The organism is Neisseria sp. HMSC03D10 (assembly GCF_001807625.1).
GTDB classification, from domain to species: domain Bacteria; phylum Pseudomonadota; class Gammaproteobacteria; order Burkholderiales; family Neisseriaceae; genus Neisseria; species Neisseria mucosa.
The window spans coordinates 6,428-31,170 of sequence record NZ_KV789511.1 but is presented as its reverse complement, the minus strand read 5'-3'; the positions used below and the strand labels follow the sequence as shown (position 1 = coordinate 31,170).

19 protein-coding genes and 1 pseudogene are annotated in these 24,743 nt (G+C 53.9%); 13 read left to right on the top strand and 7 right to left on the bottom strand.

Translation table 11 applies throughout. The annotated features are described in order from the left end of the window. Positions 1 to 440: 440 nt before the first annotated feature. The 6 genes and pseudogenes from HMPREF3066_RS03210 to HMPREF3066_RS03185 form a co-directional block, all read right to left on the bottom strand. Positions 441 to 1,823 (bottom strand): TolC family protein, encoded by a 1,383-nt coding sequence (locus HMPREF3066_RS03210; RefSeq protein WP_070440402.1) that lies wholly within the window; start codon positions 1,821 to 1,823, stop codon positions 441 to 443. 75 nt (positions 1,824 to 1,898) lie between these two features. Further along, on the bottom strand, positions 1,899 to 2,189 hold the full coding sequence (locus HMPREF3066_RS03205; protein ID WP_070440401.1) for a helix-hairpin-helix domain-containing protein: 291 nt from the start codon (positions 2,187 to 2,189) through the stop codon (positions 1,899 to 1,901). Positions 2,190 to 2,403: 214 nt separating this feature from the next. Then, positions 2,404 to 2,880 (bottom strand): annotated as a pseudogene (locus HMPREF3066_RS12070) (DUF1877 family protein). Positions 2,881 to 3,111: 231 nt separating this feature from the next. Beyond that, the gene (locus HMPREF3066_RS03195; RefSeq protein WP_070440398.1) at positions 3,112 to 3,786 is read right to left on the bottom strand and encodes a glutathione S-transferase family protein; all 675 of its coding nucleotides are present in this window, start codon (positions 3,784 to 3,786) and stop codon (positions 3,112 to 3,114) included. Positions 3,787 to 3,879: 93 nt separating this feature from the next. Beyond that, complete coding sequence (locus HMPREF3066_RS03190; protein ID WP_070440396.1) at positions 3,880 to 5,817, bottom strand: MacB family efflux pump subunit; 1,938 nt, start codon at positions 5,815 to 5,817, stop codon at positions 3,880 to 3,882. A gap of 96 nt (positions 5,818 to 5,913) precedes the next feature. Then, a complete protein-coding gene (locus HMPREF3066_RS03185) occupies positions 5,914 to 7,095 on the bottom strand; it encodes an efflux RND transporter periplasmic adaptor subunit (protein WP_039407568.1) in 1,182 nt (393 codons plus the stop codon). 331 nt (positions 7,096 to 7,426) lie between these two features. Between HMPREF3066_RS03185 and HMPREF3066_RS03180 the strand changes: the two genes are divergently transcribed. The 11 genes from HMPREF3066_RS03180 (at position 7,427) to HMPREF3066_RS03130 (ending at position 20,375) form a co-directional block, all read left to right on the top strand. Further along, on the top strand, positions 7,427 to 7,858 hold the full coding sequence (locus HMPREF3066_RS03180; protein ID WP_070440395.1) for a type IV pilin protein: 432 nt from the start codon (positions 7,427 to 7,429) through the stop codon (positions 7,856 to 7,858). A gap of 127 nt (positions 7,859 to 7,985) precedes the next feature. Next, positions 7,986 to 8,735: a hydroxyacylglutathione hydrolase gene (gloB, locus tag HMPREF3066_RS03175; RefSeq protein ID WP_070440393.1), complete on the top strand. Its 750-nt coding sequence runs from the start codon at positions 7,986 to 7,988 to the stop codon at positions 8,733 to 8,735. Between the two features lie 199 nt (positions 8,736 to 8,934). Next, positions 8,935 to 10,074, top strand: a complete 1,140-nt coding sequence (locus tag HMPREF3066_RS03170) for a hypothetical protein (protein WP_070440392.1) — start codon at positions 8,935 to 8,937, stop codon at positions 10,072 to 10,074. Between the two features lie 12 nt (positions 10,075 to 10,086). Next, positions 10,087 to 10,881 carry an SDR family oxidoreductase gene (locus HMPREF3066_RS03165; protein ID WP_070440390.1) on the top strand — a complete coding sequence of 265 codons (795 nt, stop codon included), beginning with the start codon at positions 10,087 to 10,089 and terminating at the stop codon, positions 10,879 to 10,881. Between the two features lie 110 nt (positions 10,882 to 10,991). Then, a complete protein-coding gene (locus HMPREF3066_RS03160; RefSeq protein ID WP_003756986.1) occupies positions 10,992 to 11,564 on the top strand; it encodes a ubiquinone biosynthesis accessory factor UbiJ in 573 nt (190 codons plus the stop codon). A 21-nt stretch (positions 11,565 to 11,585) separates the two neighbouring features. Next, the gene (locus HMPREF3066_RS03155) at positions 11,586 to 12,476 is read left to right on the top strand and encodes an NAD(+) kinase (RefSeq protein WP_039407581.1); all 891 of its coding nucleotides are present in this window, start codon (positions 11,586 to 11,588) and stop codon (positions 12,474 to 12,476) included. Positions 12,477 to 12,689: 213 nt separating this feature from the next. Then, positions 12,690 to 14,306 carry an FAD-dependent 5-carboxymethylaminomethyl-2-thiouridine(34) oxidoreductase MnmC1 gene (gene mnmC1 / locus HMPREF3066_RS03150; RefSeq protein WP_070440388.1) on the top strand — a complete coding sequence of 539 codons (1,617 nt, stop codon included), beginning with the start codon at positions 12,690 to 12,692 and terminating at the stop codon, positions 14,304 to 14,306. 253 nt (positions 14,307 to 14,559) lie between these two features. Further along, complete coding sequence (locus HMPREF3066_RS03145; protein WP_039407587.1) at positions 14,560 to 15,225, top strand: excalibur calcium-binding domain-containing protein; 666 nt, start codon at positions 14,560 to 14,562, stop codon at positions 15,223 to 15,225. Between the two features lie 94 nt (positions 15,226 to 15,319). Next, entirely contained in the window at positions 15,320 to 16,345 is a 1,026-nt protein-coding gene (gene waaF, locus HMPREF3066_RS03140) for a lipopolysaccharide heptosyltransferase II (RefSeq protein ID WP_070440386.1), read from the top strand. Positions 16,346 to 16,785: 440 nt separating this feature from the next. Continuing rightward, on the top strand, positions 16,786 to 18,045 hold the full coding sequence (locus tag HMPREF3066_RS03135) for a glutamate-5-semialdehyde dehydrogenase (RefSeq protein WP_070440384.1): 1,260 nt from the start codon (positions 16,786 to 16,788) through the stop codon (positions 18,043 to 18,045). Between the two features lie 278 nt (positions 18,046 to 18,323). Next, positions 18,324 to 20,375, top strand: coding sequence for a calcium-binding protein (locus HMPREF3066_RS03130; protein ID WP_070440382.1), 2,052 nt, complete (start codon positions 18,324 to 18,326; stop codon positions 20,373 to 20,375). Positions 20,376 to 20,850: 475 nt separating this feature from the next. Here the strand turns inward: HMPREF3066_RS03130 and HMPREF3066_RS03125 are convergent, their stop codons facing one another. Continuing rightward, on the bottom strand, positions 20,851 to 21,444 hold the full coding sequence (locus tag HMPREF3066_RS03125; protein ID WP_070440428.1) for a TetR/AcrR family transcriptional regulator: 594 nt from the start codon (positions 21,442 to 21,444) through the stop codon (positions 20,851 to 20,853). Positions 21,445 to 21,887: 443 nt separating this feature from the next. On the opposite strand from HMPREF3066_RS03125, the gene HMPREF3066_RS03120 reads away from it, so the two are divergent. Together HMPREF3066_RS03120 and HMPREF3066_RS03115 are read left to right on the top strand one after the other, a co-directional pair. Continuing rightward, the gene (locus tag HMPREF3066_RS03120; protein ID WP_070440380.1) at positions 21,888 to 23,933 is read left to right on the top strand and encodes a TonB-dependent receptor; all 2,046 of its coding nucleotides are present in this window, start codon (positions 21,888 to 21,890) and stop codon (positions 23,931 to 23,933) included. 354 nt (positions 23,934 to 24,287) lie between these two features. Further along, positions 24,288 to 24,686, top strand: coding sequence for an extensin (locus HMPREF3066_RS03115; RefSeq protein ID WP_070440377.1), 399 nt, complete (start codon positions 24,288 to 24,290; stop codon positions 24,684 to 24,686). Positions 24,687 to 24,743 lie beyond the last annotated feature (57 nt).

Sequence of the window (24,743 nt, the reverse complement as noted above, 5' to 3'; positions counted from 1 at the left end):
TAGAAGCCCGCCAAGCCGCCGAAAACGCCCGCTGCTTGCTTGTATCTCCGCCCTACTTTTATATACAACCATTTGTATATAAATAATTTTATTCAGTATTACATTTTATTGTTCCCCGTTTCTCGTCTTTTCCCGTTTACACAAATCTACCCGAATCTGCATAAAAATGTCGGTGCTTTTGTTGGTGCATGGCACAATGCCTCAAAAAAAGCACCAACAAAACTACTGAGACTGTTGCTCTTTGCGGTGTGCGGAAAAATCAAAAAGAACCAATGCTTAAATCCGCCGTAATTAGCCATTTGCCGTGGTTTTAAAGTAAGTATTTCTTGTACATCAGGTCAGTCAAATAAAGAACCGGCTACATCATCTTCGATGAATTTGATTAACAAAATTAAAAATGCCGTCTGACTTTTCAGGCGGCATTTTTAAATTGTTCATTCCTACTTCGGCGTGTAACGTCCCTCCATCGCTTTATACACCATGTTTTCGTATTTCAGTGTCTCGTACCGCTGGTTCAACACGTTTTGGGCGGAGCTGTATTCCGTGTTCAGCGCTTCGAGCCAGTCTTTCAGCTCGTTTTTGCCGTGTTGGTAGCGCACTTGGTAGTAGCGGCTGTTTTTCTTGTCCAAGGCGTAACGCTGCTCTTGATTGTTAAGCGCGGCTTGGGCGTTTTGGTAGGCGAGGTAGTTGGTATTGACTTCGTTCAGCGCGGTGGTCAGGGCTTTTTCAAAGTCGAGTTTGGCGCTGTCGAAATTGGCTTGGGCGGTTTTGTCTTTCCACTTCATGGTCTGCCAGTTGAGGAACGGCAGGTTGATGGTGGCGGAGCCGCCCAGCAGCGGGATATTGAACGCGCTTTTGGCTTTTTCAGACGACGTGCTCAAGCTCGCGCCCAATGTAATCGAGGGATACCAACTGCGTTTTTGCGCTTTGACGGACTGGAGCGAGGATTGCAGGCGGTATTCGGCGGCGCGCAGGTCGGGGCGGTTCGCCAACACGGTAATCGGTACGTCGAGGTTCACGCCTTTGACGGGCAGCAGTCGGTATTGCATGGGGTCGGCGGCGATGGCTTCGTTCGGTTTGAGGTTGAGCAGGTTGCGTAAAACCTGTTTTTGCGTGTCGAGGCTGTTTTTCAGGGAAATCAGGTTGTTTTGCGCGCTCAAGAGCGATTGTTTCGCCTGCGTCGGCTGGCTGGAATCGGCTCTGCCATAGCGGAACTTGGCTTCGGCAATGCGGTTGATTTCCTGATATTGCTTGAGGGATTTTTGCGCCAATTCAATGGCTTCGTTGAGGTAGGCGATGTTGAAATAGGCATCGGCGACATTGTTGATCAAAGTCAGGCGCGTGTTTGCCATATCCTGCTGTGTGGCTTGGTATTCCCATACTTGCGCGTCGGCGGTGGCACTGAGTTTGCGCCACAAATCCAATTCGTAGCTCAAACCGAGCTGGCTGCTGAAGGTGTTGCCATGGCTGCCGGTTTTCAGGTTTTTGGATGTGGACGCACTCAACGAGCCGCTGAACGACGGCACCAAATCTGCCCCCAAAATATTCGCCTGATACAGGGCTTTATTGACGCTGATGGCCGCCTGTTTCAAATCGATATTGTTTTCTAGAGCCTGCGCCATCAGGGCGTTGAGCTGCGGGCTTTGGTAGATTTCCCACCAGTTGCCGTTTACGTCGTAGCGTTCGGCGGCCTCCGCCGCGCTCATCACCTGCCCTGTCGATTCAAGCGTGAGGTTTTGGTCGGCGCTGTGGATGGCGCACGCGCTTAAGGTAAGGGCGAGCGACAGGGATAATGCCGTCTGAAAAAAAGGTTTTGTCTGCATGTTGTGTCTTTCGGTTTAAGGTTTCAGACGACCTGAAAGGTAGCGAGGTCGTCTGAACAATCTCATCGGCTGCGTTTATTTATCGGCTAAAACCGCTTTTCGCTGTTCCGTAAAATGCCACCACGGCTTCGGTTCGTTCCCCTGCATAAAATCAACCAGCGACAGGAAAATGTCGATCATGCAGGGATCGTGTCGGGTTGTGGTCAGGCTGCACAGGCGGTCGTACATTTCGTAAGCGTCCTGACCCGCCAAATCCTGCGGCTGTGTGATACCGAGCAAAACCAAATCCTCCGCCACGGCTTTGCCGACATTGGGCAGGTCGGTCAGCGTGTTCAGCTTGCTTCGTTGTACTTTATCGGGGTTCATGTTTCAGCCTTTGGTTTGTAGGTCGTCTGAAAACCTGCAATCGGATGGATAAACTTGTTTTCGCGGGCGAAGCCCGCGCTACTTTCGCTGCCGTCATTCCCGCGCAGTCGGTAATGATGGCAAAGGCATTTCTTATTTGAATTTATGTCGGATACAAGTATCCGACTTACTTTTTTTCAGACGACCTCTTCCCATTCAAAAAGGTCGTCTGAAATCATGAAATCCTGACCACGACGCCGCAATGCTGTTCGGCGGCGGCTTGGTAGAACGCGGCAAGTTCTTTAAACCGCTGCGCCAATTCCGCGCGGGTTTCGGCAAAGGCTTTTTCGTCGCCCCAAATATCGGGGTAGATTTGGTTGTTTTGAAAATCTGCTGCGGCTTTACCGTCGAGCAGCGCGGCGAAGTCAGCTTGGTTCAGGGCTTGGGCTACTTCGGCGGTTTCGGTATCGTCGATCCAGCCGGTGTGTTAGCCCGCTTCTTCGTCCTGCCGCAGGATGTTGCCAATCATGGCTTTGCTCAACGGGTTTGCCGCGTCGGCATCGTCCGAGCCTTTGCCGGTCAGGACGAAATGCAGCGCGTCCCATAGTTTGCCTGCGCTGCATTCGGATACGGCGGCAGGCGTGCCGGAGGAGGCTTTGATTTGTTCGATGCCGCTTTGCGGATAGGCTGTGTATGTTGCGTAAACGTCCATAGGTTTCCTTGTATTGAAGGCTGAAGATGCCTGTTTCGGGAGGGGTCGTCTGAATTATAGTGGATTAACCTTTAAACCAGTACGGCGTTGCCTCGCCTTGTCCTGATTTAGTTAATCTACTATATGTTGCGGATTCGGACGACCTTCGGGCTGTTTTCGCAATGTATTGTGTGAATCGTGTGTTCGGTATTGCGTCGGGTTCTGACCCGACTTTTGCTTTTTCAGACGACCTTATTTATCCAAACGCAGCAGCGGGCCGCCTGCTTTCTGTACCGCCGTTTGATAGGCGGGGTCGTTTTCGATGCGCTGCAAATAGGCGCGGATGTTGGGATAGTCCGCCAATCCGAAGCGGTCGGCGGCGGCTTGCAGCGGGTAACTCATCATGATGTCGGCGCCGCTGAGCCGGTTGTCGACCAGCCAGTCTTTGCCGTTTAATTCGTTTTCGACATAGGTAAGATGCAGGGCGGCTTGCGGTTCGATAAAGCCGTTTTTGACGTTGTCGCTGATTTTGCGTGCGACGGGTTTGACGAAAAACGGCATGGAGGCGTTTTCTATTTTGCGGAACACCAGCCCGAGCAAAAGCAAGGGCATCAGCGAACCTTCGGCATAGTGCAGCCAGCGTTGATAATGCCAGTAATCTTGGCTGCCACGTTCGGGCATGAAGCGTCCGCCGCCGTAGGTTTGAATCAGGTAGTCGGTAATCGCGCCGCTTTCGTTGAGCACGAATCCGTCGTCGTCGATAACGGGGGATTTGCCCAGCGGGTGTACGGCTTTGAGTTCGTCGGGTGCAAGCAGGGTTTCGGGATGGCGCGCGTAGGCTTTGATTTGATACGGTGCGCCGATAAGTTCGAGCAGCCAGACGATACGCAGGGCGCGGGACTGTGCCAATACATGCAGGGTAATCATTCGGTTTTCCTCGGTGTGTGTATGTTCATTGTGATGACAATAGCCAAACGGGGTTTTCAGACGACCTTTGGGGTTTGGAGGTCGTCTGAAAACTTAATCTTTAGACAAAGCATCAATCGGATTGAGCTTGGAGGCTTTGTTGGCGGGCATAAAACCGAACGCTACGCCGATGGCGGTGGAACAGACAACCGCGCCGATGACGGAGCCGATGGAAATTTCCATCGGAAATTCGGTGACGAATTGGTTGAACACGAGGCTGATGGCAGTGGACAGCCCTACCCCGACCAAGCCGCCGATGATACAGATTAAGACCGCTTCAATCAGGAATTGTTGCAGGATGTTGTTGCGCCGCGCGCCAATCGCCATGCGCACGCCGATTTCTTTGGTGCGCTCGGTTACGGACACCAGCATGATGTTCATCACGCCGATACCGCCGACCACCAACGAAATCAAGGCGATGGAGGAAATCAGCAGCTTCATCGTGCCGGTGGTGCTTTCAACCATCTGCTTGATACTGTCACTGTTGTTCATGAAAAAGTCTTCCGTACCATGCCGCGTTTTGAGCAGCTCGGTCAGCCCTTTTTCGGCGACTTGGGTATTGGCGTCGTCTTTGATTTTGACGGTAATGGAATTGGTGTGGCTCTCGCCGGTGATTTGGTGCATCACGGTCGTATAGGGCGACCAGAGCATCAATACGTCGGCGTTGCCGAAGGAGTTTTCTTCTTTTTGCATCACGCCGATGACGGTCAGCGGGCGTTTGTTGAAGAGGACGGTTTTGCCCAAGGGATTGACATCTGTGCCAAAGAGTTTTTCTTTGGTGTTTTGGTCGATCACGACGACTTGCGAGTCTTCTTTTACATCGCCCTCGTCAAACAGGCGGCCTGATTCCAGCTTCAGTCCGCGCACGTCGAAATATTGTTCGCCCACGCCGTAAAGCGAGGCGGACAAATCGGTGTTGCGGTAAGTCAGCGTGCCGCCGGAGGTGGTTTGCGGCGTGGCGGAAGCGACGTAGCTTTGCTTGGCGATGACTTTGGCGTCGTCAATGGTCAGGGTTTTAATCCTGCCGCTGCGCCTGTCGCCGAAGCCGCGCCCGGGGAAGATGCTGATGGTGTTCGTCCCCATCGCGCTGATGTCTGCGAGGATTTTTTTCTCAGAACCGTTGCCCAAAGCGACGACGGACACGACCGAGGCGATGCCGATGATGATGCCGAGCATGGTCAGGAGCGAGCGCATTTTGTGCGCCATAATCGCCTGCACCGACATTTTGAAGGCTTCGACAAATTGGTCGTAATAAAACAGCCACGAAGATTTTTCTTTGATGCGTTCTATTTTGCTTTCGGGGATTTCGGGATTTTTTGAACTGTCGGAAATGATTTCGCCGTCGCGGATTTCGATGATGCGGTTGGCGATGGCGGCGATACCGGGATCGTGTGTAACCATAATCACGGTATGCCCTTCTTTATGCAGCTTTTGGATGATTTCGATTACGTTTTTGCCGCTGGCGGTATCGAGCGCGCCGGTCGGTTCGTCGGCGAAGATGATTTCGCCGCCGTTCATCAGGGCGCGGGCGATGGAGACGCGTTGCTGCTGACCGCCGGAAAGTTCGCTGGGCTTGTTGCCTTCTTTGCCTTCCAAACCCAAATCCTGCAACAGCTTCTCCGCACGATTAGAACGCTCTTTACCGCCCATGCCCATATACACGGCAGGCAGGGCGACGTTGTCCCGCGCCGTCAGCGAACCCAAAAGGTTGTAGCGTTGGAAAATAAAGCCGAAGCGTTCGCGCCGCAATGCCGCCAGTTCGTCCGGCTCCATTTTGGCGGTTTCGATGCCGTCGATTTGATACGAACCCGAAGTCGCGCTATCCAAGCAGCCGAGGATGTTCATCAGCGTGGATTTGCCCGAACCGGACTGCCCGATGATGGCGACGAAATCGCCCTTCTCTATCGACAGGCTGACATCTTTCAACACATGAACGCGGTTCGCGCCGCTGCCGAAGTAGCGGTTGATGTTTTTACATTCGATTAAGCTCATAAGTGTTTCCGACCGATAATGATGTATGGAGTGGAAAGGTCGTCTGAAAGCGGGATTTTGCTCAGAAACAAAACTTTCAGACGACCTATTGCCTATTTATCTCGGCGGACCGCCCTGCATGGCGCGTTGCGCCGCTTCAGCCTGCTCCGCCGCGCTCATTTCCGACATCACCACCTTGTCGCCTTCTTTCAAACCGCTTTTCACTTCGGTGTTCATACTGTCTTTCAGACCGACCGTAATCTCGCGTTCCGAAGCTTTACCGTCCGCGCCCAAAACGCTGACAAACGATTTGCCGTCGTGTTTTTTAATCGTCAGCGTCGGCACGAGCAAAACGTTTTTCACGCTGTTGATTTCAATCGTATTCTGCGTGGTCATACCGATGGAAAGTTTACCGTCGGGGTTAGGCACCAAAGCGCGGGCGTAGTAGTAAATCGCATTGGAAGTCGTGTCCGTGCTGGTGGTGTAGCTGCCCAGCGACATCGTGGTCAAGCCCGGGTCGACGCTGTCAAGCTTCGCCTTAATCGGCGTATCCGGTTCGGACAGAATCGTAAACGAAATATCCTGCCCCGCTTTAACCTTGGTAATATCGCCTTCGGCAATCTGCATTTTGTTCAACATCGTATCCAGATTCGCCAACTGGATAATCGTCGGCGTGGACTGTACCGCGTTCACCGTCTGCCCTTCTTCCACCGGAATCGCCACCACCGTACCGTCCATCGTCGCGGTAATGCGGGTATAGCCCAATTCCGATTCGGCGGTATTGATGGAAATTTTGGTTTGCTTGATGGAAGCCTTCAGCTCGGCAACGTTTGCCTTAGCCGCAGCCAACGCATCCTTCGCGCTTTCCAAATCCTCTTTAGACGTCGCGTTTTCCTTCCACAAAGCCGCTTCGCGCTTGTATTTCTTCTCCGCGCTGTTCAACGCAATTTCGGCAGAAACCAATTTCGCCTGATACGTTTCCAGCTTGGATTTTTCCGTATTCAGCGTGTTCACCTGAGTGGTCGAATTGATTTCCGCAATCAAATCGCCCTTTTTAACCTGCTGCCCGAGCTTGACGTACAGCTTCTTAATCTGCCCCGAAGCCTGCGCGCCCACCGACACCAGATTCGACGGCGAAATCTCGCCCGTGGCGGATACCGTCTGGCTGATGTCGCCGCGTTTGACCGTTTCCGTGATGTAAGAAGTTTGAGGTTCGGGCTGGAAATAAGACCAAGCAGCAAATCCAAGCACCGCAGCAACCGTTATTCCAACCGTCCATTTATTAATAATCTTTGCCATAACTGACTTTCTGATTCATCCATTTCATCTGTTCAATCCGGCACCCGATTCATGTCGCATAATCCCAACACTTATCCGCCGAAAACGCGCCGAAAACGCTGAAAACGGGCGGATTTTACTGCAAGCCTTTACTCCAGCCAAGTCAACGGCAAATCAAATAAAATCATAATGAATTGTTTTATAATCATTTTATAAAAAACCATTTCCAAGATATTGCAACGCATTTACATATTTTCCCAATCCTGAAATTTATCCAAACATTCAAAATGGGAGAAAAGAACTATAATTGCAGTCTGAATTCCCGCCCATACAATAAAAATTACGACATATCATGAAAAACACATTACAAAAAGGCTTCACGCTGGTCGAGCTGCTCATCGTCATCGTCATCCTCGCCATCCTGGCCACCCTCTCCTATCCTTCCTACGAACGCTTTATCCGTAAAAGCCGCTTGGAGAACGTCCGTTCCGAGCTCCTGATCAATGCCCATAATCTCGAACGCTTCTACGCGCAAAACCGTACGTTTGAGAAGTTCCCGGCAACAGACCTGGTTCAAAACGAATACTTCACCATCCAGTTTTTCAAGTATCAAAACACCCCAGAAGAGAAAAAGAATCCGTCCGCCTCGGGCTTCCTGCTCGAAGCCAAGCCGAATGACGGATACAAAAGCAAAGAGACCTGCTCCGTCTATCTCGACAGCGACGGTATCTTTTGGGCAAGCAATGCAGATTGCCCCGGATATGAACACATAGATCAAAAATAATCCGAACCCTCTGCCGCTATTTTTATCCGTTCATACAAAAGGTCGTCTGAAAAACTTGCTCAAGATTTTCAGACGACCTTTTCATCATCAGCTAAAATCCGCTATTTCCAAGTGAGGAAACCACATTATGAACATCACCCCCGTCCAAGCCCTAAACGACAACTACATTTGGATGATTCAAGACGGCAATCACGCGGCCTGCGTCGATCCGTCCGATGCCACGCCCGTTTTGGTATTCCTTGTCCGCAACCGCCTGATGCTGGCGCAAACGTGGATTACCCATCTGCATCATGACCACATCGGCGGAGTTCAATCTCTCAAAAACGGCTTTATGGAATCGCCCGTGTACGGCGAAGCGGATATCGATGTGGCAACGCATACGGTTACGGCGGGTACGCAGTTTCCTTTTGGCGACGGGCTGGTTACCGTGTGGGCGACGCCCGGCCATACCGACCGCCACGTCAGCTATCTTTTGGAAAACGCCGAAGGTCTGCACGTTTTCTGCGGCGATACCTTATTCTCCGCCGGCTGTGGCAGGGTGTTTACGGGAACGATAGAAGAGTTGTACGACAGTTTCCAAAGATTCAATCAGTTGCCCGAAGACACGCTGTTTTATCCCGCGCACGAATACACCGCCTCTAATCTGCGTTTCGCCGAATTTATCGAACCGGAAAATCCCGATATTCAAGCGGCTTTGCGCGCGGCGGAAGATACGCCGACCCTGCCCGTAACCCTTGCGCATGAACGCAAAATCAATCCGTTTTTACGGGTCGATTTGCCCCAAGTCCGCGAACGGGTTGAGGAATTGGCAGGGAAGCGATTGAACAACGGTTTGGAAGTGTTCGCGGCGCTGCGGGAATTGAAAAACCGGTTTTAGGTCGTCTGAAAACTCAATCCAGCCAATTCAAACCAAAACAATTAATGCCTTCTCCCGTCCCTGAATAAACACGGACGGGAATGACAGCCCTTTTATTTCAATCGGCTATAAAACCTGCGTTCCAATCTATTGCAGGGATTTTGAATACTTTCGCCCCGATAAACTATAATCGGCACATTCAGACGACCTTTCCCAAGCCATGACCCGACAAGTTTTCATCCTAGGCGACCAGCCGCTCCCCGAAGGCAGCAGTAAGCCCTATGCGCTTTTGACGGCGAATCCGACCAAGGAACACCACTATATCGCCCAAACCGAGCAACGGCAGCATGCGCACAATCCCCAAGTCAGCCCACAAAACCAAAATGTTTACCGGCTACCCCTATCCTTGTTTGGCACTCATCCCCATCAGCCGCATGATGAAAGGAAAAAACGCAAACACGCCGCCAAACCGGCCGCCCCGCCCGAAGCGGCAAGCGTCAACATCATCGGCAATCTGGCGGCGAAAAACCTCTACACGCTGACTTTCGTTGAAAACACCGGCAACCAATACAACCTCGAAAGCTGGTTCAACCGCCACGAAAGCGGCTACGAAGATGCCTGCGAACACTTGCGTGCGTTACCCGGATGTCGTCTGAAAACGAGCGAAGCGAGTTTCGCTAAAACGAGCAGAACGTGTTTGAATCAGACCGATTCAGTCAAAGTCCCCGATGCGCTGTGGCGCGTGCTGCGGCTCAAATTCCTCGGCATTTTGCGCAATCCCCGCAACCATCAAAACCCGTTTGCCTACCGCCTGCTTCAAATCCTGCGTTCACGGCTCCCCGAAGCGGGATTCGAGTTCGTCAGCCTCATCAGCCGCCGCGATCCGAAACGCATCGAATCCATCATGCAGGATTTCCATTTTTCCTTTCTCGGCTATGTCAACTGGCTCTCAGGGCTGTATGGCATGTTGAGCGAAGGCGTTTCACAACCGTCGCTGTTTGAGCGGTTGTTCTGCGCCGTTTTTGCCGAACCTCAAGCCGTGAAAATCGAGCTGTTCCGCTATCCCGACGATACGGGGCTGTGCCTCTTCGGCGACAGCGGTTTCTGCATTCAGGCATCGTCCGAACTCATCAGCATCGGCGTCAATATTTCCCACGATATGTTTGCCGTCGTCCATCTGCAAGCCGCACGCTGGCACGATTTTAAAAATACTTTCCATCATGACGCGCCGAAACTGCAAGGCAAAGTGAAGATTATCGACGGCGACCAAACCCAACGCGTCATGTTCAACCGGCTCTGTATCCGCCAATCGCACGAAGCCGTGTTCGGCAGAAGCCCGAACGTAAAAGACTATATCTAAACCATCAAAATCATGAATACTTCCCCCGACGCATCCATCTTAGGCCTAGGCTACCTCGGCCGCCCTTTGGCGCAGAAACTCTACGAAAACGGCAGCAGCGTCGCCGCCGTCAAACGCAGCCTGACTTCGGACGATATTAATCTGCCCATACATCTCGACACCATCAACCTCAATCAAGACAGCGTGTTTCAAAGCACGAACCTTGCCCACGATACAAGCTTTTGGCGGCACCACGCCGACAAACCCGTTTGGTTCTGCCTCTTGCCGCCATCCTCGCTGACGCATTACGCCGACACCGTCAAACAATGGGCAGAACTTGCCCGAGCGTGTAACGTGCAACACCTGATTTTCACCAGCAGCACCAGCGTTTACGGCGATAAAGCGCGGGAATGTGACGAAACTGCAACTCCCGACCCGCAAACCGAGTCCGCCCGCCAAATCCTTGCTGCCGAGCAATACCTGCTCGACAGCGGCGTTCCGAATATCGACATCCTGCGGCTGGGCGGGCTTTATTGCGCCGAACGCCATCCCGTCAGCCGCCTTGTTCAAAAGCAAAACATCCCGGGCGGCAACCAGCCCGTCAATATCGTCCACCGCGACATCGCCGTCGAAACCATGTTTCAGACGACCCTCCATCCAAACGGCAGGCGCATCCGCAACATCGTCGAACCGCGCCACCCGACCCGCCGCGATTTCTATACCGCCGAGGCCGCCAAACTCGGTCTCCCGCCGCCCGATTTCGCACCTGATGACACAAGCAGCGGCAAAATTGTAAATACCGTTTCCGCCGACGGCTTAAGCCTGTAAAATTACGGCTCCGCGACCGTTTCAGACGACCTTTCGGCAGCGGCAAAACCAAAACCAAAAAACACAGTCTTACTTAACAACCCCAAGCCCGAAAGTATCGAGAACACCCTATGTCCGCCCTATTTCCCGTTATCAACCACCTGATACAGCAAAATCCGGAACATCAACAAGACCTGTCCCGCCTGTCAGGCAAAACCCTGAGCCTCAACCTCGCCGGATTCGGACTGACCGGACGCATCAATCACGACGGCTTCCTCGAAACCGCCGACCAACCCGCCGACACCCTCATCACCTTCCACCAAAGCGCCATCCGCAAAATCCTGACCGGACAAGAACCCGGCGTCGGCGACATCAGCCTCGAAGGCGACCTCATGCTCGGCATGACCGTCCTGCCCATACTCGGCAGCCTGCGCTACTACGCTTCAGACGACCTCGCCCGCATCTTCGGAGACTCACTCGCAGGCAGCATCAGCGAACGCGCCGCAAACATCGGGCAAACCGTCAAAAAAATCGGACAAAGCATAGCCGAGCAAATCAGCGATTTTTCCCGCGAACCCGAATCCCCCGTTATCGACGCCGCCACCCTGTCCGCCTGGATGGAAGAAGTGGACAAACTGCGCGACGACGTCGCCCGCCTCAACGAACGCCTCGACCGGCTCGAACGCGACATCTGGATAGACTAATTTTCAGACGACCCCATGCCTATGAACAGCCCGTTTCACAACATCGGTATCGTAACCCGCCCCAATACCCCCGAAATCCAAAACACCGCCCACACCCTCATCCACTTCCTGCAGGGACACGGCCTCACCGTCTATCTGGACGAAATCGGCATAGAAGAACGCTGCATCTATGTTCAAGATACCGTCGGCTGCCACATCGTCAGCAAATCCGACTTGGGCAAACACTGCGACCTCGTCATCGTCCTCGGCGGCGACGGCACATTCCTCTCCGTCGCCCGCGAAATCGCCCCCCGCGCCGTACCCGTTATCGGCATCAACCAAGGGCATTTAGGCTTCCTCACCCAAATCCCCCGCGAAAACATGACCGAAGAGCTGCTGCCCGTCCTCGAAGGCAAATACCTGCCCGAAGAGCGCATCCTCATCGAAGCCGCCCTCGTCCGCGACGGACAAACCTTTCACCGCGCCCTCGCCCTCAACGACGCCGTCCTCTCGCGCGGCGGTGCAGGCCAAATGATAGAGTTCGAAGTCTTCATCAACCAAGAATTCGTCTATACCCAACGCTCCGACGGCCTCATCGTCTCCACCCCCACCGGCTCCACCGCCTACTCCCTTGCTGCCGGTGGCCCCATCATGCAGGCAGGCTTGCACGCCTTCACCCTCGTGCCCATCTGCCCCCAATCCATGACCAACCGCCCCATCGCCATCCCCGACACCTCCGAAATCGAAATCCTCGTTACCCAAAGCGGCGACGCCCGCGTCCATTTCGACGGACAATCCTTCATCGACGTACAAAACCTCGACCGCATCATCATCCGCCGCTACCACAACCCCCTGCGCATCCTCCATCCCACCGACTACCAATACTTCCGAACCCTGCGCCAAAAATTACACTGGGGCGAACAGCTCGTATAAACACCAAAGGTCGTCTGAAACCCGATTGCCAAGTTTTCAGACGACCTTTAATAACCATCCGTTCAAATCCCAAATACGCATATCCCGTCATTCTCGCGCAGGCTGGAATAACAAGATTCATCAATCATTTACACTAAAAATTGATGATAAAAGACGATAAAAATTACTGAGATACTTTTACCCGTTTACCTACTTTTTTCAGACGACCCCGCTATGCCCATCCTCGCTTGGAACACCCCGCCCGCCCCCTCCGAACTTGCCCGCGTGATCGAAACCCGTCCCGCGCCGCTGCATCTGGTTGCCTGTCTGAGCGAAAACCGCATGCCCGATTTTCCTTTGTCCGATGCCCCGACCGAGTTGGAAGGTCGTCTGAAAACCCGCCTCGACCAAGCCGTGAAATGCCTTCAGTTCAACAGCGTCAACTTTCTGGAAAACCTGTTGCCCGACGTACATCTCTGGCTTGTCCCACCAGACTGCGCCGACAGCCTGCACGAACATTTCGATCGTATCGAATGGCAGACCGAAGCCGTACCTCAAGCCGCGCCCAAGCCCGTCAAACCTTGGTTCAGACGACCTCAAGCCACCACTCCGCCCGAACACGCGCTGATTATCGGCGCGGGCATAGCCGGCGCCGCGACCGCGCGCAAACTGGCGGAACACGGCGTGCGCGTTACCGTTTTGGAAGCGGGCAAAGCGGCGCAAGGCGGCAGCGGCAACCGCCAAGGGCTGCTCTACGCCAAAATCTCGCCGCACGACACCGAGCAGACCGAACTGCTGCTGGCAGGCTACGGCTATACCCGCCGCCTGCTGCAAGACCTGCTGCCCGATTCCGACGCATGGGGCGGCGACGGCGTGTTGCACCTCAATTTCGACGAAGCCGAACGCAAACGCAATCAGGCATTGGGTTTGCAGCAACATCACACCCACCTTTACCGCAGCGTGTCCGCCGACGAAGCCGCGCAAATCGCAGGCATAGACGTCTTTTCAGACGGCCTCTACTGGCCGCAGGGCGTATGGCTGAACCCGCCCGCCGTCGTCCGCGCCTTGCTGAATCATCCGCTGATTGCGTTGCACGAAGACACGCCCTTATCCTCCGCCGAATACGACGGCGCAAACTGGACGGCACACACGCCGCGCGGCAGCTTCAGCGCAACCCATATCATCTACTGCATGGGCGCGCACAGCCCGAACGCCGCCGACGCCAACGTTTCCGCCCTGCCTTTCCGCCAAATCCGCGGGCAAACCGGCGTAGCGGCGGCAAGCGGTTTTTCCAAACGCCTGCGCTGCGCCCTATCCGGCGAAAGCTACATCAGCCCGAGCTGGCAAGGGCAACACTGTTACGGCGCAACCTTCGTCCTCAACAGCGACGACGACGCTTGGCACCCGCACGAAGAAACCGCCAACCGCGCCGCCCTGCAACAACTCAACCCGCCATTGGCGCAATCATTGTTTGAGCAAAACCCGCTTCGCTCGGTTTCAGACGCCCCCTTTAAACAACCACAAGGACACGCCGCCCTGCGCTGCGACAGTCCCGACCACCTGCCCGTCGTCGGCGCGCTCGGCGACATCGCCGCCATACAGACCGCCTACGCCAAACTCGCGTTGGACAAAAATTACCGCCTCGACAACGTCCCCTGCCCCTACCTGCCGAACGCCTACATCAACACCGCCCACGGCACGCGCGGACTCGCCACCGCCCCTGTCTGCGCCGCCGCCATTGCCGCCGACATCCTCGGCATGCCCCAGCCGCTGTCCCAACGCCTGCGCACCGCCCTGCATCCAAACCGCACCATCATCCGCGCCATCATGCGGCAGCAGCCTTTGCTTTGATGCATCGCACAGGTCGTCTGAAAGCGAGCGAAACGGGTTTACCCCAAACATGAAAACAAGTTTTTAGACGACCCCGGCACGGCAACAACAAAGCACCCATACAATCATAAAAATATTAACAACCTGTTTTCAAAAATATCTTTCTTAATTTAAAAACCCGAAATTTACATATAAATATCAACCCCTCCTCTTGTCCATTTATAGATTTCGTTTAAAATACCGACCTAAACAACAAATATTCTATATAGATAAAATGCGTCATTACGGAACCATCATCCGCTGGAACGACAACCGGAAGTTCGGAGCCATCCGGGAAGAAAACATGGGCAAGGAAATATTCGCCCCGCTCTCCGCCTTCACCACGCTGCCGCACCCGCCCGCCGAAGGCCAGCGCGTATCGTTTGAAATCATCAAAGGCAGACGCGGACGTGACGAAGCGGAAAACATCTGCTTCGCTTCCGACTGCATCGGCGAAGCCGACTTTTTCGCCCCCGAGCCCGAGCCTTTTAAAGCAGCCTTTTCCAAACTCCTGTGGATCATCCCCGTCATTGCCCTCTTGGCCGCAGGCGGATGGTTCGGCTGGAACTATTGGCAGGAATACCGCCGTCAGGTACAGGAAACAACGGCGGCTGCACCGGTTACGATGGTGTCCGAAGTTGCCGAAAAGATGAAAGCCGAACGCAAGGCATGGAAAGACGCGGCAAGCGGGCGTACTGCTTTCAAACACGGTTCAACTGCTTCAACCGGCTCCGCTGCCACCACCGACACTACCACTGCATTCAAATGCGACGGTCGTCAGCACTGTTCCCAAATGAACTCTTTGGAAGAGGCGGAATTTTTTATCAAAAACTGCCCAAACACCAAAATGGACGGTGATCATGACGGTATTCCGTGCGAAAACGACAGCCGTTGGCATTAATCGCCACAATGCAAAAAGGTCGTCTGAAAATGTTTTTCAGACGACCTTTTTAAATCGGCTACAATATCGCGCAATACAAACCTACCCTACCACCATGTCCAAAAAAATCCTCATCATCACCCCGAGCTGGATCGGCGACTGCGTCATGACCCAGCCGCTTTACCGCCGCCTGCACGAACTCCATCCCGGCTGCACCATAGACGCATTCGCACCCAAATGGTCGATGGCGGTGTTCGAGCGTATGCCCGAAATCAGCCGCGTCATCGAAAACCCGTTCGGACACGGCGCGTTGGAACTGAAAAAACGCTGGCGCATCGGGCGCGAACTGGGTAAACAAGGTTACGACCAAGTTATCGTCCTGCCCGGTTCGCTCAAATCCGCCCTCATCGCCTTCGCCACCGGCATCAAACAGCGCACCGGCTACGTCGGCGAATCGCGTTATTTTTTATTGAACGACATCCGCAAACTTGACAAAGCCGCCCTGCCCCTGATGGTCGACCGCTACACCGCCCTCGCCCATCCGACGCAGGCGGACTTCAACGGACATTCCGATAACCCGCGTTTCACCATTTCCCCCGAAAGCCGCGCCGCCGCCCTTGCCAAATACGGCTTAAACACGAACAAACCCGTTCTCGCCTTCTGTCCGGGCGCGGAATACGGCCCCGCCAAACGCTGGCCCGCGCGCCATTTTGCCGAACTCGGTCGCCGCTATTTAACGGAAGGCTGGCAGGTTTGGCTGTTCGGCTCGCAAAAAGATTTCGACATCGCCGAAGAAATCAACCGACTTTCAGATAACCTCTGCACCAACCTTTGCGGCAAAACCAACCTTTCCGAAGCGATTGACCTGCTTTCCTGCGCCGACACCGTCGTCTGCAACGACAGCGGCCTGATGCATCTCGCCGCCGCTCTCGACCGCAAACTCGTTGCCGCCTACGGTTCGTCCAGCCCCGACCACACCCCGCCCTTGAGCCCAAAAGCAAAAATCGTCAGCCTGCACCTCGAATGCTCGCCCTGCTTCAAACGCGAATGCCCGCTGGGACACACCGACTGTCTGAACAAACTCACGCCGGACATGGTTCAAAAAGCAGCGGAGGAATTGGCGGAAACGGAATCTGAGTAAATACGGTCAAAGGTCGTCTGAAACCTGCTTTCCAAAACAGATTAAAATAAATGGCAATACCCATGCCGTCATTCCCGCGCAGACGGGAATCCAGAGTTTTGAAGCCGTACCCATCTTTAAACATTCCTAAAAATCAAGGTCTGGATTCCCGCCGGCGCGGGAATGACGGCATAGAGACTTCTTATTTTCATTCACCCTATCTTTTCAGACAGAAGTAGCGTGGGCTTTGCCCACGAAATCTACCCATTCCCGATACAGTGTTTATCCACTATCATCATTCCTACTTTCAAATTTTCAGACGACCTTTCCACCATTGACCTCGAAACCCCATACTGCCGTGAAACAAACCGCAAGTTAGCCGCCTCCACCCTGTTTTGTATTGAATTCCCGTTCAGACGACCTTATCATCAACCCATTCCCACTTTCCCCGCAGAGACACCATGCAAAACATCCAAGACTACGTCCGCCGCACCGCGTCCGCCGCCAAGCAGGCTTCCTATATTGTCGCTGCCGCCGAGACCGCACAAAAAAACGCCGCGCTCCTGCGCGCCGCCGAACTCATCAAACACCATCAAACCGCCATCCTCGCCGCCAACGCTCAAGATATGGAACAAGCCGCGCAAAAAGGTTTGAATGACGCTCTGCTCGACCGCCTTCGGCTGAGCGAAAAAACCATAGATGCCATGTGCGAAGGTTTGCGCCAGATTGCCGCCCTGCCCGACCCCGTCGGTGAAATGGACGAATTCCGCACCCGCGAAAACGGCCTGCAAATCGGTAAAATGCGCGTACCTTTGGGCGTGGTCGGCATCATTTACGAATCCCGACCCAACGTAACCGTCGATGCCGCCGCCCTCTGCCTCAAGTCCGGCAACGCCTGCGTCCTGCGCGGCGGCAGCGAAGCCTTCAACAGCAATATGGCGCTTTCCAAACTGATTACGCAGGCGTTAGTTGAAAACGGCCTGCCCGCAGCGGCCGTCAGCCTGATTGAAAACACCGACCGCGAAAGCGTCGGCGCCATGCTGCAAAGCCCCGAGTTTATCGACGTCGTCATCCCTCGCGGCGGCAAATCGTTGGTTTCCCGCATCGCCGCCGAAGCCCGCGTGCCCGTCATCAAACACCTCGACGGCATCTGCCACGTCTATATCGACCGCGCCGCCGACGCCGAAAAAGCCGTCAACATCGCCTTCAACGCCAAAACCTCGCGCTACGGCACCTGCAACACCATGGAAACCCTGCTCGTCCACCAAAGCCGCGCCGCCGAAATCCTGCCCGTACTGGCAGAGAAATACGCCGCCCGCGACGTCGAGCTGCGCGGCTGCCCGCGTACCCTTTCCATCCTGCCCCACATTCAGACGGCCTCCGAAGAAGACTGGGACACCGAATACCTCGCCCCCATCCTCTCCGTCAAAATCGTCGACAGCCTCGAAGAAGCCGTCGCCCACATCAACACCCACGGCAGCCACCACACCGACAGCATCGTAACCGAATCCTACACCGACGCCCGCACCTTCCTGCGCACGGTCGACAGCGCCAGCGTCATGGTCAATGCCTCTACCCGCTTCGCCGACGGCTTCGAGTACGGCCTCGGTGCGGAAATCGGCATTTCCACCGACAAAATCCACATCCGCGGCCCTGTCGGCCTGCACGGGCTGACTTCGCAGAAATGGATCGTGTTGGGCGACGGGCAGGTACGGGAGTAATCCGTCGCTTTCTTGAGTGATAAAACGGTAAAAAGGTCGTCTGAAAAACAGTTTTCAGACGACCTTTTCTGTTTTACTTTCCCTATTATCCATACACCTAATTATTTCTAATTTTAAATTAACATATTAAACAATATCTTAAATTACTATATCTTCTACATTATTGTTTTCCCCGATACAATCGACATCATGCCATATAAGAAAAAATCTATTTAATGTCAAATAGATATAAATTTATTATTCACTCTTCCCATCCATTTTTCCACAGGAGAACTATTATGGCTGATACATTGCTTTCTTTAAAAAACAACCAATCCGTCGTTATTACCGGTACGGACCGTAATGATACTTTATATGGTAGTACGGGACATACCATATTCTACGGTGGTTTAGGGAACGATACTTACTACAGTAAAAATGCGGGCGATACCATCATCGAGCGTGAAAACGAAGGCCGCGATCTAATCTATAGCAGCACCGACTTTACCTTACCAGAACATGTCGAAGATCTGAAGTTGCAGGGCAACAGTATGTTAGGTATCGGCAATGATGCAGACAATGTTATATCGGGCAATTCCAACGGCAACCGTCTATATGGCAAAGGCGGCAATGATCTGATGCTTGGCGGAAATGGCAACGATTATCTATGGGGCGACGATGGTGATGACCGACTTGGCGGACTAGGTGGCAACGACGTTCTGAATGGTGGAAGCGGAAACGATTTTCTATCTGGGGATGACGGGGAAGATATCTTATATGGCGGTACGGGTATGGACACCATGCTCGGAGGAAAGGGAAACGATACTTTCTATGTAGATAATATAAAAGATACAGTCGTCGAAGACGCAGATGCAGGCTACGATACGATATACAGCAGTGTTACCTATACCGCGCCAACCCACGTTGAAAAACTGATTTTAGAAGGTAAAGACAATATCTTCGGCTTTGGCAACAATGCCGATAACAGCCTTATCGGCAACAGCGGCAACAATCGCTTGAGTGGCGGGCGAGGTAGCGACACGCTCTATGGCATGGAAGGTAACGACCTATTAATGGGTGGTGATGATCGCGACGAACTTTACGGCGGACAAGGTGATGACATCCTGCGCGGCGATGCAGGCAACGACCTGCTCGACGGAGGCTATGGCAACGACACTTTAGACGGCGGCAGCGGTGCAGACACTATGGCCGGCGGCTTGGGAAATGATGCCTATCATGTTGATAATGTAAACGATACGGTTATTGAGGAAACGAACGGCGGTATCGACACGATTTATAGCAGTGTTACCTATACCGCGCCAACCCACGTTGAAAACCTAACGCTAACAGGCAACGACAATACCTTCGCATTCGGCAACAACGCCGATAATATTCTGACGGGAAACAGCGGCAATAACCGATTAAGCGGAGGACGCGGCAGCGATACGCTATACGGCAACGAAGGCAACGACCTGCTGATGGGAGGGGATGATAGAGATTTCCTATACGGCGGTAACGGAGACGACATTCTTCGCGGCGACGAAGGTAACGACCTGCTTGATGGTGGCAGTGGCAATGATACTTTGGACGGAGGCAGCGGTGCAGATACCATGTCTGGTGGGTACGGGAATGATATCTACCATGTAGATAATGTCAAAGATACAGTTACTGAGTGGTGGGGAGAAGGTGTCGATACGATATATAGTAGTGTTTCCTACACAATCCCAACCTACGTCGAACACCTGACCCTGACCGGCAGCAACAACACTTTCGGCATCGGCAATTACGGCGACAATACCATTACCGGCAACAGCGGCCACAACCAATTAAACGGTGAGGGCGGCAATGATACCCTTTACGGCATGAGTGGAGACGACCTGTTGTCAGGCGGCAGCGGAAACGACTATCTCTACGGCGGCGACGGAGATGACAGGCTGAATGGAGGAGACGGGATCGATTACCTCCACGGCGGCGACGGCAACGACTACCTCACAGGCGGTTCGGGCAGCGATACCATCGTTACAGGTGCAGGTAAAGATACCGTCGCTTTCTCCGCCTCAGACATCCGCGACGGCAGCATAGATCGTATTACCGACTTCAACCCTTATATGGACAAGCTTGATCTGTCCGGTATGCGTTCCCTGCTAAGCGGCAGCGAGGCAAATGTGAGCTGGTCGGAACTGTTCGTCAAAAATCCTTATTATTACGACACCGGCCGTTCTTACCTCGTCTTCGACTCTGTATCTCAAACCCTCGCCTACCGAGCGGCCGGTGCAAGCAGCAATACCGTGTTCGCCAAATTTGACGACAGTCAGGCAGCTTGGTTGAGCGCTTCCAATATCATCGGCTAAGCTGAGGCAAACCGGATTTTTAGAGGAAGCCTGAGCGCAAACGTCGTCTGAAACCTAATTTTCGGTTTCAGACGACGTTTCTGTTTAACGGGAAAAATAAAAACAGGATGAGGCCTTTGCAATAACATAAGTTATAGTGGATTAACCTTTAAACCAGTACGGCGTTGCCTCGCCTTGCCGTACTATCTGTACTGTCTGCGGCTTCGTTACCTTGTCCTGATTTAAATTTAATCCACTATATTTCAGCCATCCTTTCATCACAGGTTTGACGGTATATTACCTATTTCCCCACAAACCGTAGATATTTGAGAAAACTCTTTATCGGCTGGTAATTAGCCTGCTGCTTATCCCGACTCCGAGTTACTGTAATTTTTGATATGGCAAACATCCGAAACGTCGTCTGAAAACGGGCAATCCGTTTTCAGACGACGTTTTGTCAAACACGATAAACCTCTTTCGGCTACCCACGGATCAATCATCCCAGGCGTTCATCATCTTCTCCCGCCAAGCCGTGCAGCAGCAATCCCAATACGTCCTGCGGCAGCTTTTGCGGCGCAGCGGCATAAAGCGCGGCCAGTTGCGGATGGCGCATCAATATATCCGCCTGACGTATGAACAGGTCGATGAGTTCCACCGGCAAATCGGGCTGGATCAGGCGGCGTTGTTGCAGGGTGTGGAAGAAACCGCGCATAAAGGCGTATTTTTCTTCGTTCAATTCGTGGAAAAACCGCTCCAGCTCCAAATCGGTGTTCTCTTCGATGTCGCGCAGGAAGGCGGCGGAATAGAGTTCTTCAAACGATTGTTTTTGCAAGGCGAATACGGCTTCGGCAGCTTCGCGCAGGCTGCATTGCCGTGCGAGCAGCGCCTCAAATTCAGCACGGATGCGGTTTTTCTGCTCGGTAACAATTTCCTGCAAGAGCGCGTTTTTGCCGCTGTAATGTTTGTAAAAGGTAACGCGGCTGACGCCGGCCTCGGCGCAGATTCTGCCCACGGATACGGCGGAAAAGCCGTGTTCGCGGAACAGGCGGCGGGCGGTGTCGGCAATGGTTTGTTGTTTGCTGGCGGTCATGACGGTAGAAAGGTTTTGATTTTGTTCATAAAGGGTTTCATTAAAGTTATCCGCAAGTCGGATACTCATCATATTTCCCCACGGCGGCAATGGCAATATGGCGGCGTTTCAGACGACCTCTTTCCTTGTCCCTCCGCTACGCCCTACGAATGAGGGGGCTGTCGAATGCTTAGCAAACCAAATTCATAAAGGCCGCGGAATTGCCCTCCCAAACCTTTTCCCGCCGAATGGGAGAGGGAATTGTTTTGAGATGGTTCACTGTAAAAAGGGGGAAGTAAAGTGAATGATAAACACTTGCATTCCTGTTTTTTGTTTCTTATACTTTACATTAATAGTTTGTTTTATGTAAATGTGTAAACAACAAATATTTGCATACTGACGGAGCGGTTGGATTGCCTGATGTTCAATCCGCTCCGACGTATGTCGTCTGAAAGGATAAGGAAATGCAGAAACCTACCCTCCGCCGCCTGCCGCTGCTGCTTGCCGCTGCCTTTGCCTCCGAATGGATTTATGCCGCCGATGCGGCGCAAGACGCGGAACAAGTGCAGTTGGAAGAAGTCGTCGTTACCGGCGAACGCACCAACCGCAGCGGCTTTGAAACCGCCACGTCCAACCGCGTTTTCTCCACGCCGAACATCGACCGCAGCGGCCACAACCTTTCCGCCACCGACCTGCTCAAACAGACTGTGAACACGGTGGACTTGGGCAGCGGCAACGATTTGCCGACCGTGCGCGGCGTGGACGGCTCCGGTCCTGCCGTCGGTGCGGTGGCGTTTTTCGCGGGCACGCGGCCGCGCCTGAACCTGTCCATAGACGGCCGCTCCGCCACTTACAACGAATTCGCCTTCGGCACGCAGTCTCTGTGGGACATGCAGCAGGTGGAAGTCTTGCGTGGGCCGCAAAGCCATGTGCGCGGGCAGAACGCGGTGGCTGGCGCGGTGGTGATGCGCTCCAAAGACCCGACCGACGAATGGGAAGGCGCGCTGCGCTTGGGTTTGGGCAACCAGAAAACGCGCAACATCGCCGGCGTAGTGTCCGGCCCGATTGTGAAAAACAACCTTGCCTTCCGCTTGAGCGCGGAGCGGCAGCAGCGCGAAAGCTACGAGCCGTTCGTGTCCTACGAACCGACCGGCAACCCGCGCCGCTTGGAAAACACCAACGTGCGCTTCAAACTCCTGCTCACGCCCGAAAACCATCCCGATTTTTACAGCCGCCTGACACTGAACCACATCCGTTCGCGCGCGCCGCAAAACGAAATCATGGGCAACACCGCCAGCCGCCGTTTTTTAAAAGAAAAACCCGTGTTCGTAACCGGCTCGACATCGGGCATCTGGGACGTATCGTGGCAGCTTAACGACTATCTGAAACTGGAAAACAAACTGGTTTACGGCCGCTACCACAACGAGCGGCTGCACCTGCCGATGACCGTCAGCCCGCAAGGCGTTCCCGCCGAACTCAAAGGCCGCGAACTGCAATGGGAACCGGTATTGCATTTTTCAAACAAAGGTCGTCTGAAAGGCCTTGCCGGACTGCACTACTTCCGCAGCAAACAAGACGAATGGGTGGATATCCGTAGCGTCGGCGGCCGCAACACCTTTGACGACCGCAACAGCGTGCGCGCCCTGTTTGCCGAAACCACATACAGCCCCAGCGAAAAATGGGACATCACAGCCGCCGCCCGCCTTGAAAAAGAAACGCACAAACGAAGCGGCGGCAGCGGCGCACTGCACCTCGATTTAGACAAAGGCCAGACCGTCTTCCTGCCCAAAATCGATATCGCCTTCAAACCCACCGACCAATGGGTCAGCGGCATCAAAGCCGCGCGCGGCTACAACCCCGGCGGCGCGGGCATTACCTTCGGCCGCCCCGTCGTAACCTACACTTATGAACCCGAATATGTGAACAACTACGAGTGGTACACCCGCTGGCGCAGCGCAGACCGCCGCCTGCAACTCTCCGGCAACCTGTTCCTGAACCACTACCGCGACATGCAGCTCCCCTTCTATCTCGGCACCAACTCCGTCGTCATCCGCAATGCCAAAAAAGTCCACACCTACGGCGCGGAACTTGCCGCCGACTGGCAGGCGACCGACAGCCTGAAACTCACCACCGGACTGGGGCTGCTCAACACCAAAATCAAAAGCTATCCCGACAGCGGCATCGAAGGCAACAAACTCGGCCGCGCGCCCAAATACACCGCCAACATCGGCGTGAAATACCTGAACGACAAAGGTTGGGAAGCCGGCGGCGACGTACGCTTCTACGGCGGCTACTACTCCGCCGCCGACAATGCCGAATCGGGCAAAATCGGCGCGTACAACCAAGTCAACCTCTACACCGCCTACAACTTCAAACAAGGCCGCATCTCGCTCTACGCCGACAACGTGTTCAACCGCCGCCGACCCATATTCATTTCCAGCGCCGACCGCCAAGACGCGCTCTACCAACGCCCCAGAAGCGTCGGCGTGAGCGCGGAATGGAAGTTTTAGGCGGTGCTGAAATGATAGAGGTCGTCTGAAAAAACGTAGATCGGGCATCAATGCCCTACCTACGGTTACTGGAATAACGAAGGTCGTCTGAAACGGCCGTAACAACCGACTGCCGTCATTAGCTTACGCAAGTCCGCTTCGCTACCCCCGCGCAGGCGGGAATCCAGAATGGAGACTCGAAGACACTTCTTTATCCGATAAGTTTCTGTGCGGATGGGTCTGGATTCCCGCCTGCGCGGGGGTAGCGAAGCGGACTTGCGTAAGCTAATGACGGCACAAGAAATCTAATAAAAAGCCAAGCATAAATGTCCAACTATTGACCTACCCTGCTTCCCCAACATCCAAAGGAATCCCATGCATTACTTCACCCCCGCCAAAACCATGCCCGAAGGCACCATCTACCTGACCGACCTGACCCACGTCGCCGACTTTGCCGACTGGCTGGCCGAATTCGAAACCCTGTTAAACCAAAACCGCCGCTTCGCCACCGTCTGCACCCCCATGCGGCGGCAGGTGAGCGACGAACAGCGCATTGCCGACCGCAAAACCTACATCGAATGGATAAAGGTACACCGGCCGCAACTCGCCGAACGCTGCGCCGCCATGCTCCTCATCGAACCCGACGCGGCGCAACTGCAATTCTTCCGCGAACAATCATCCAAACTCGCCCCCGCGCTGGGCGTGAACTACATCGTCGAAGCCGACGAGCAGACCGCCCTGCTGCGGGCGGAAGAAGCGTTAAAGGTCGTCTGAAAACAGAATCCATGCTCCGACAGCGGCTTTATAGTGGATTAAATTTAAATCAGGACA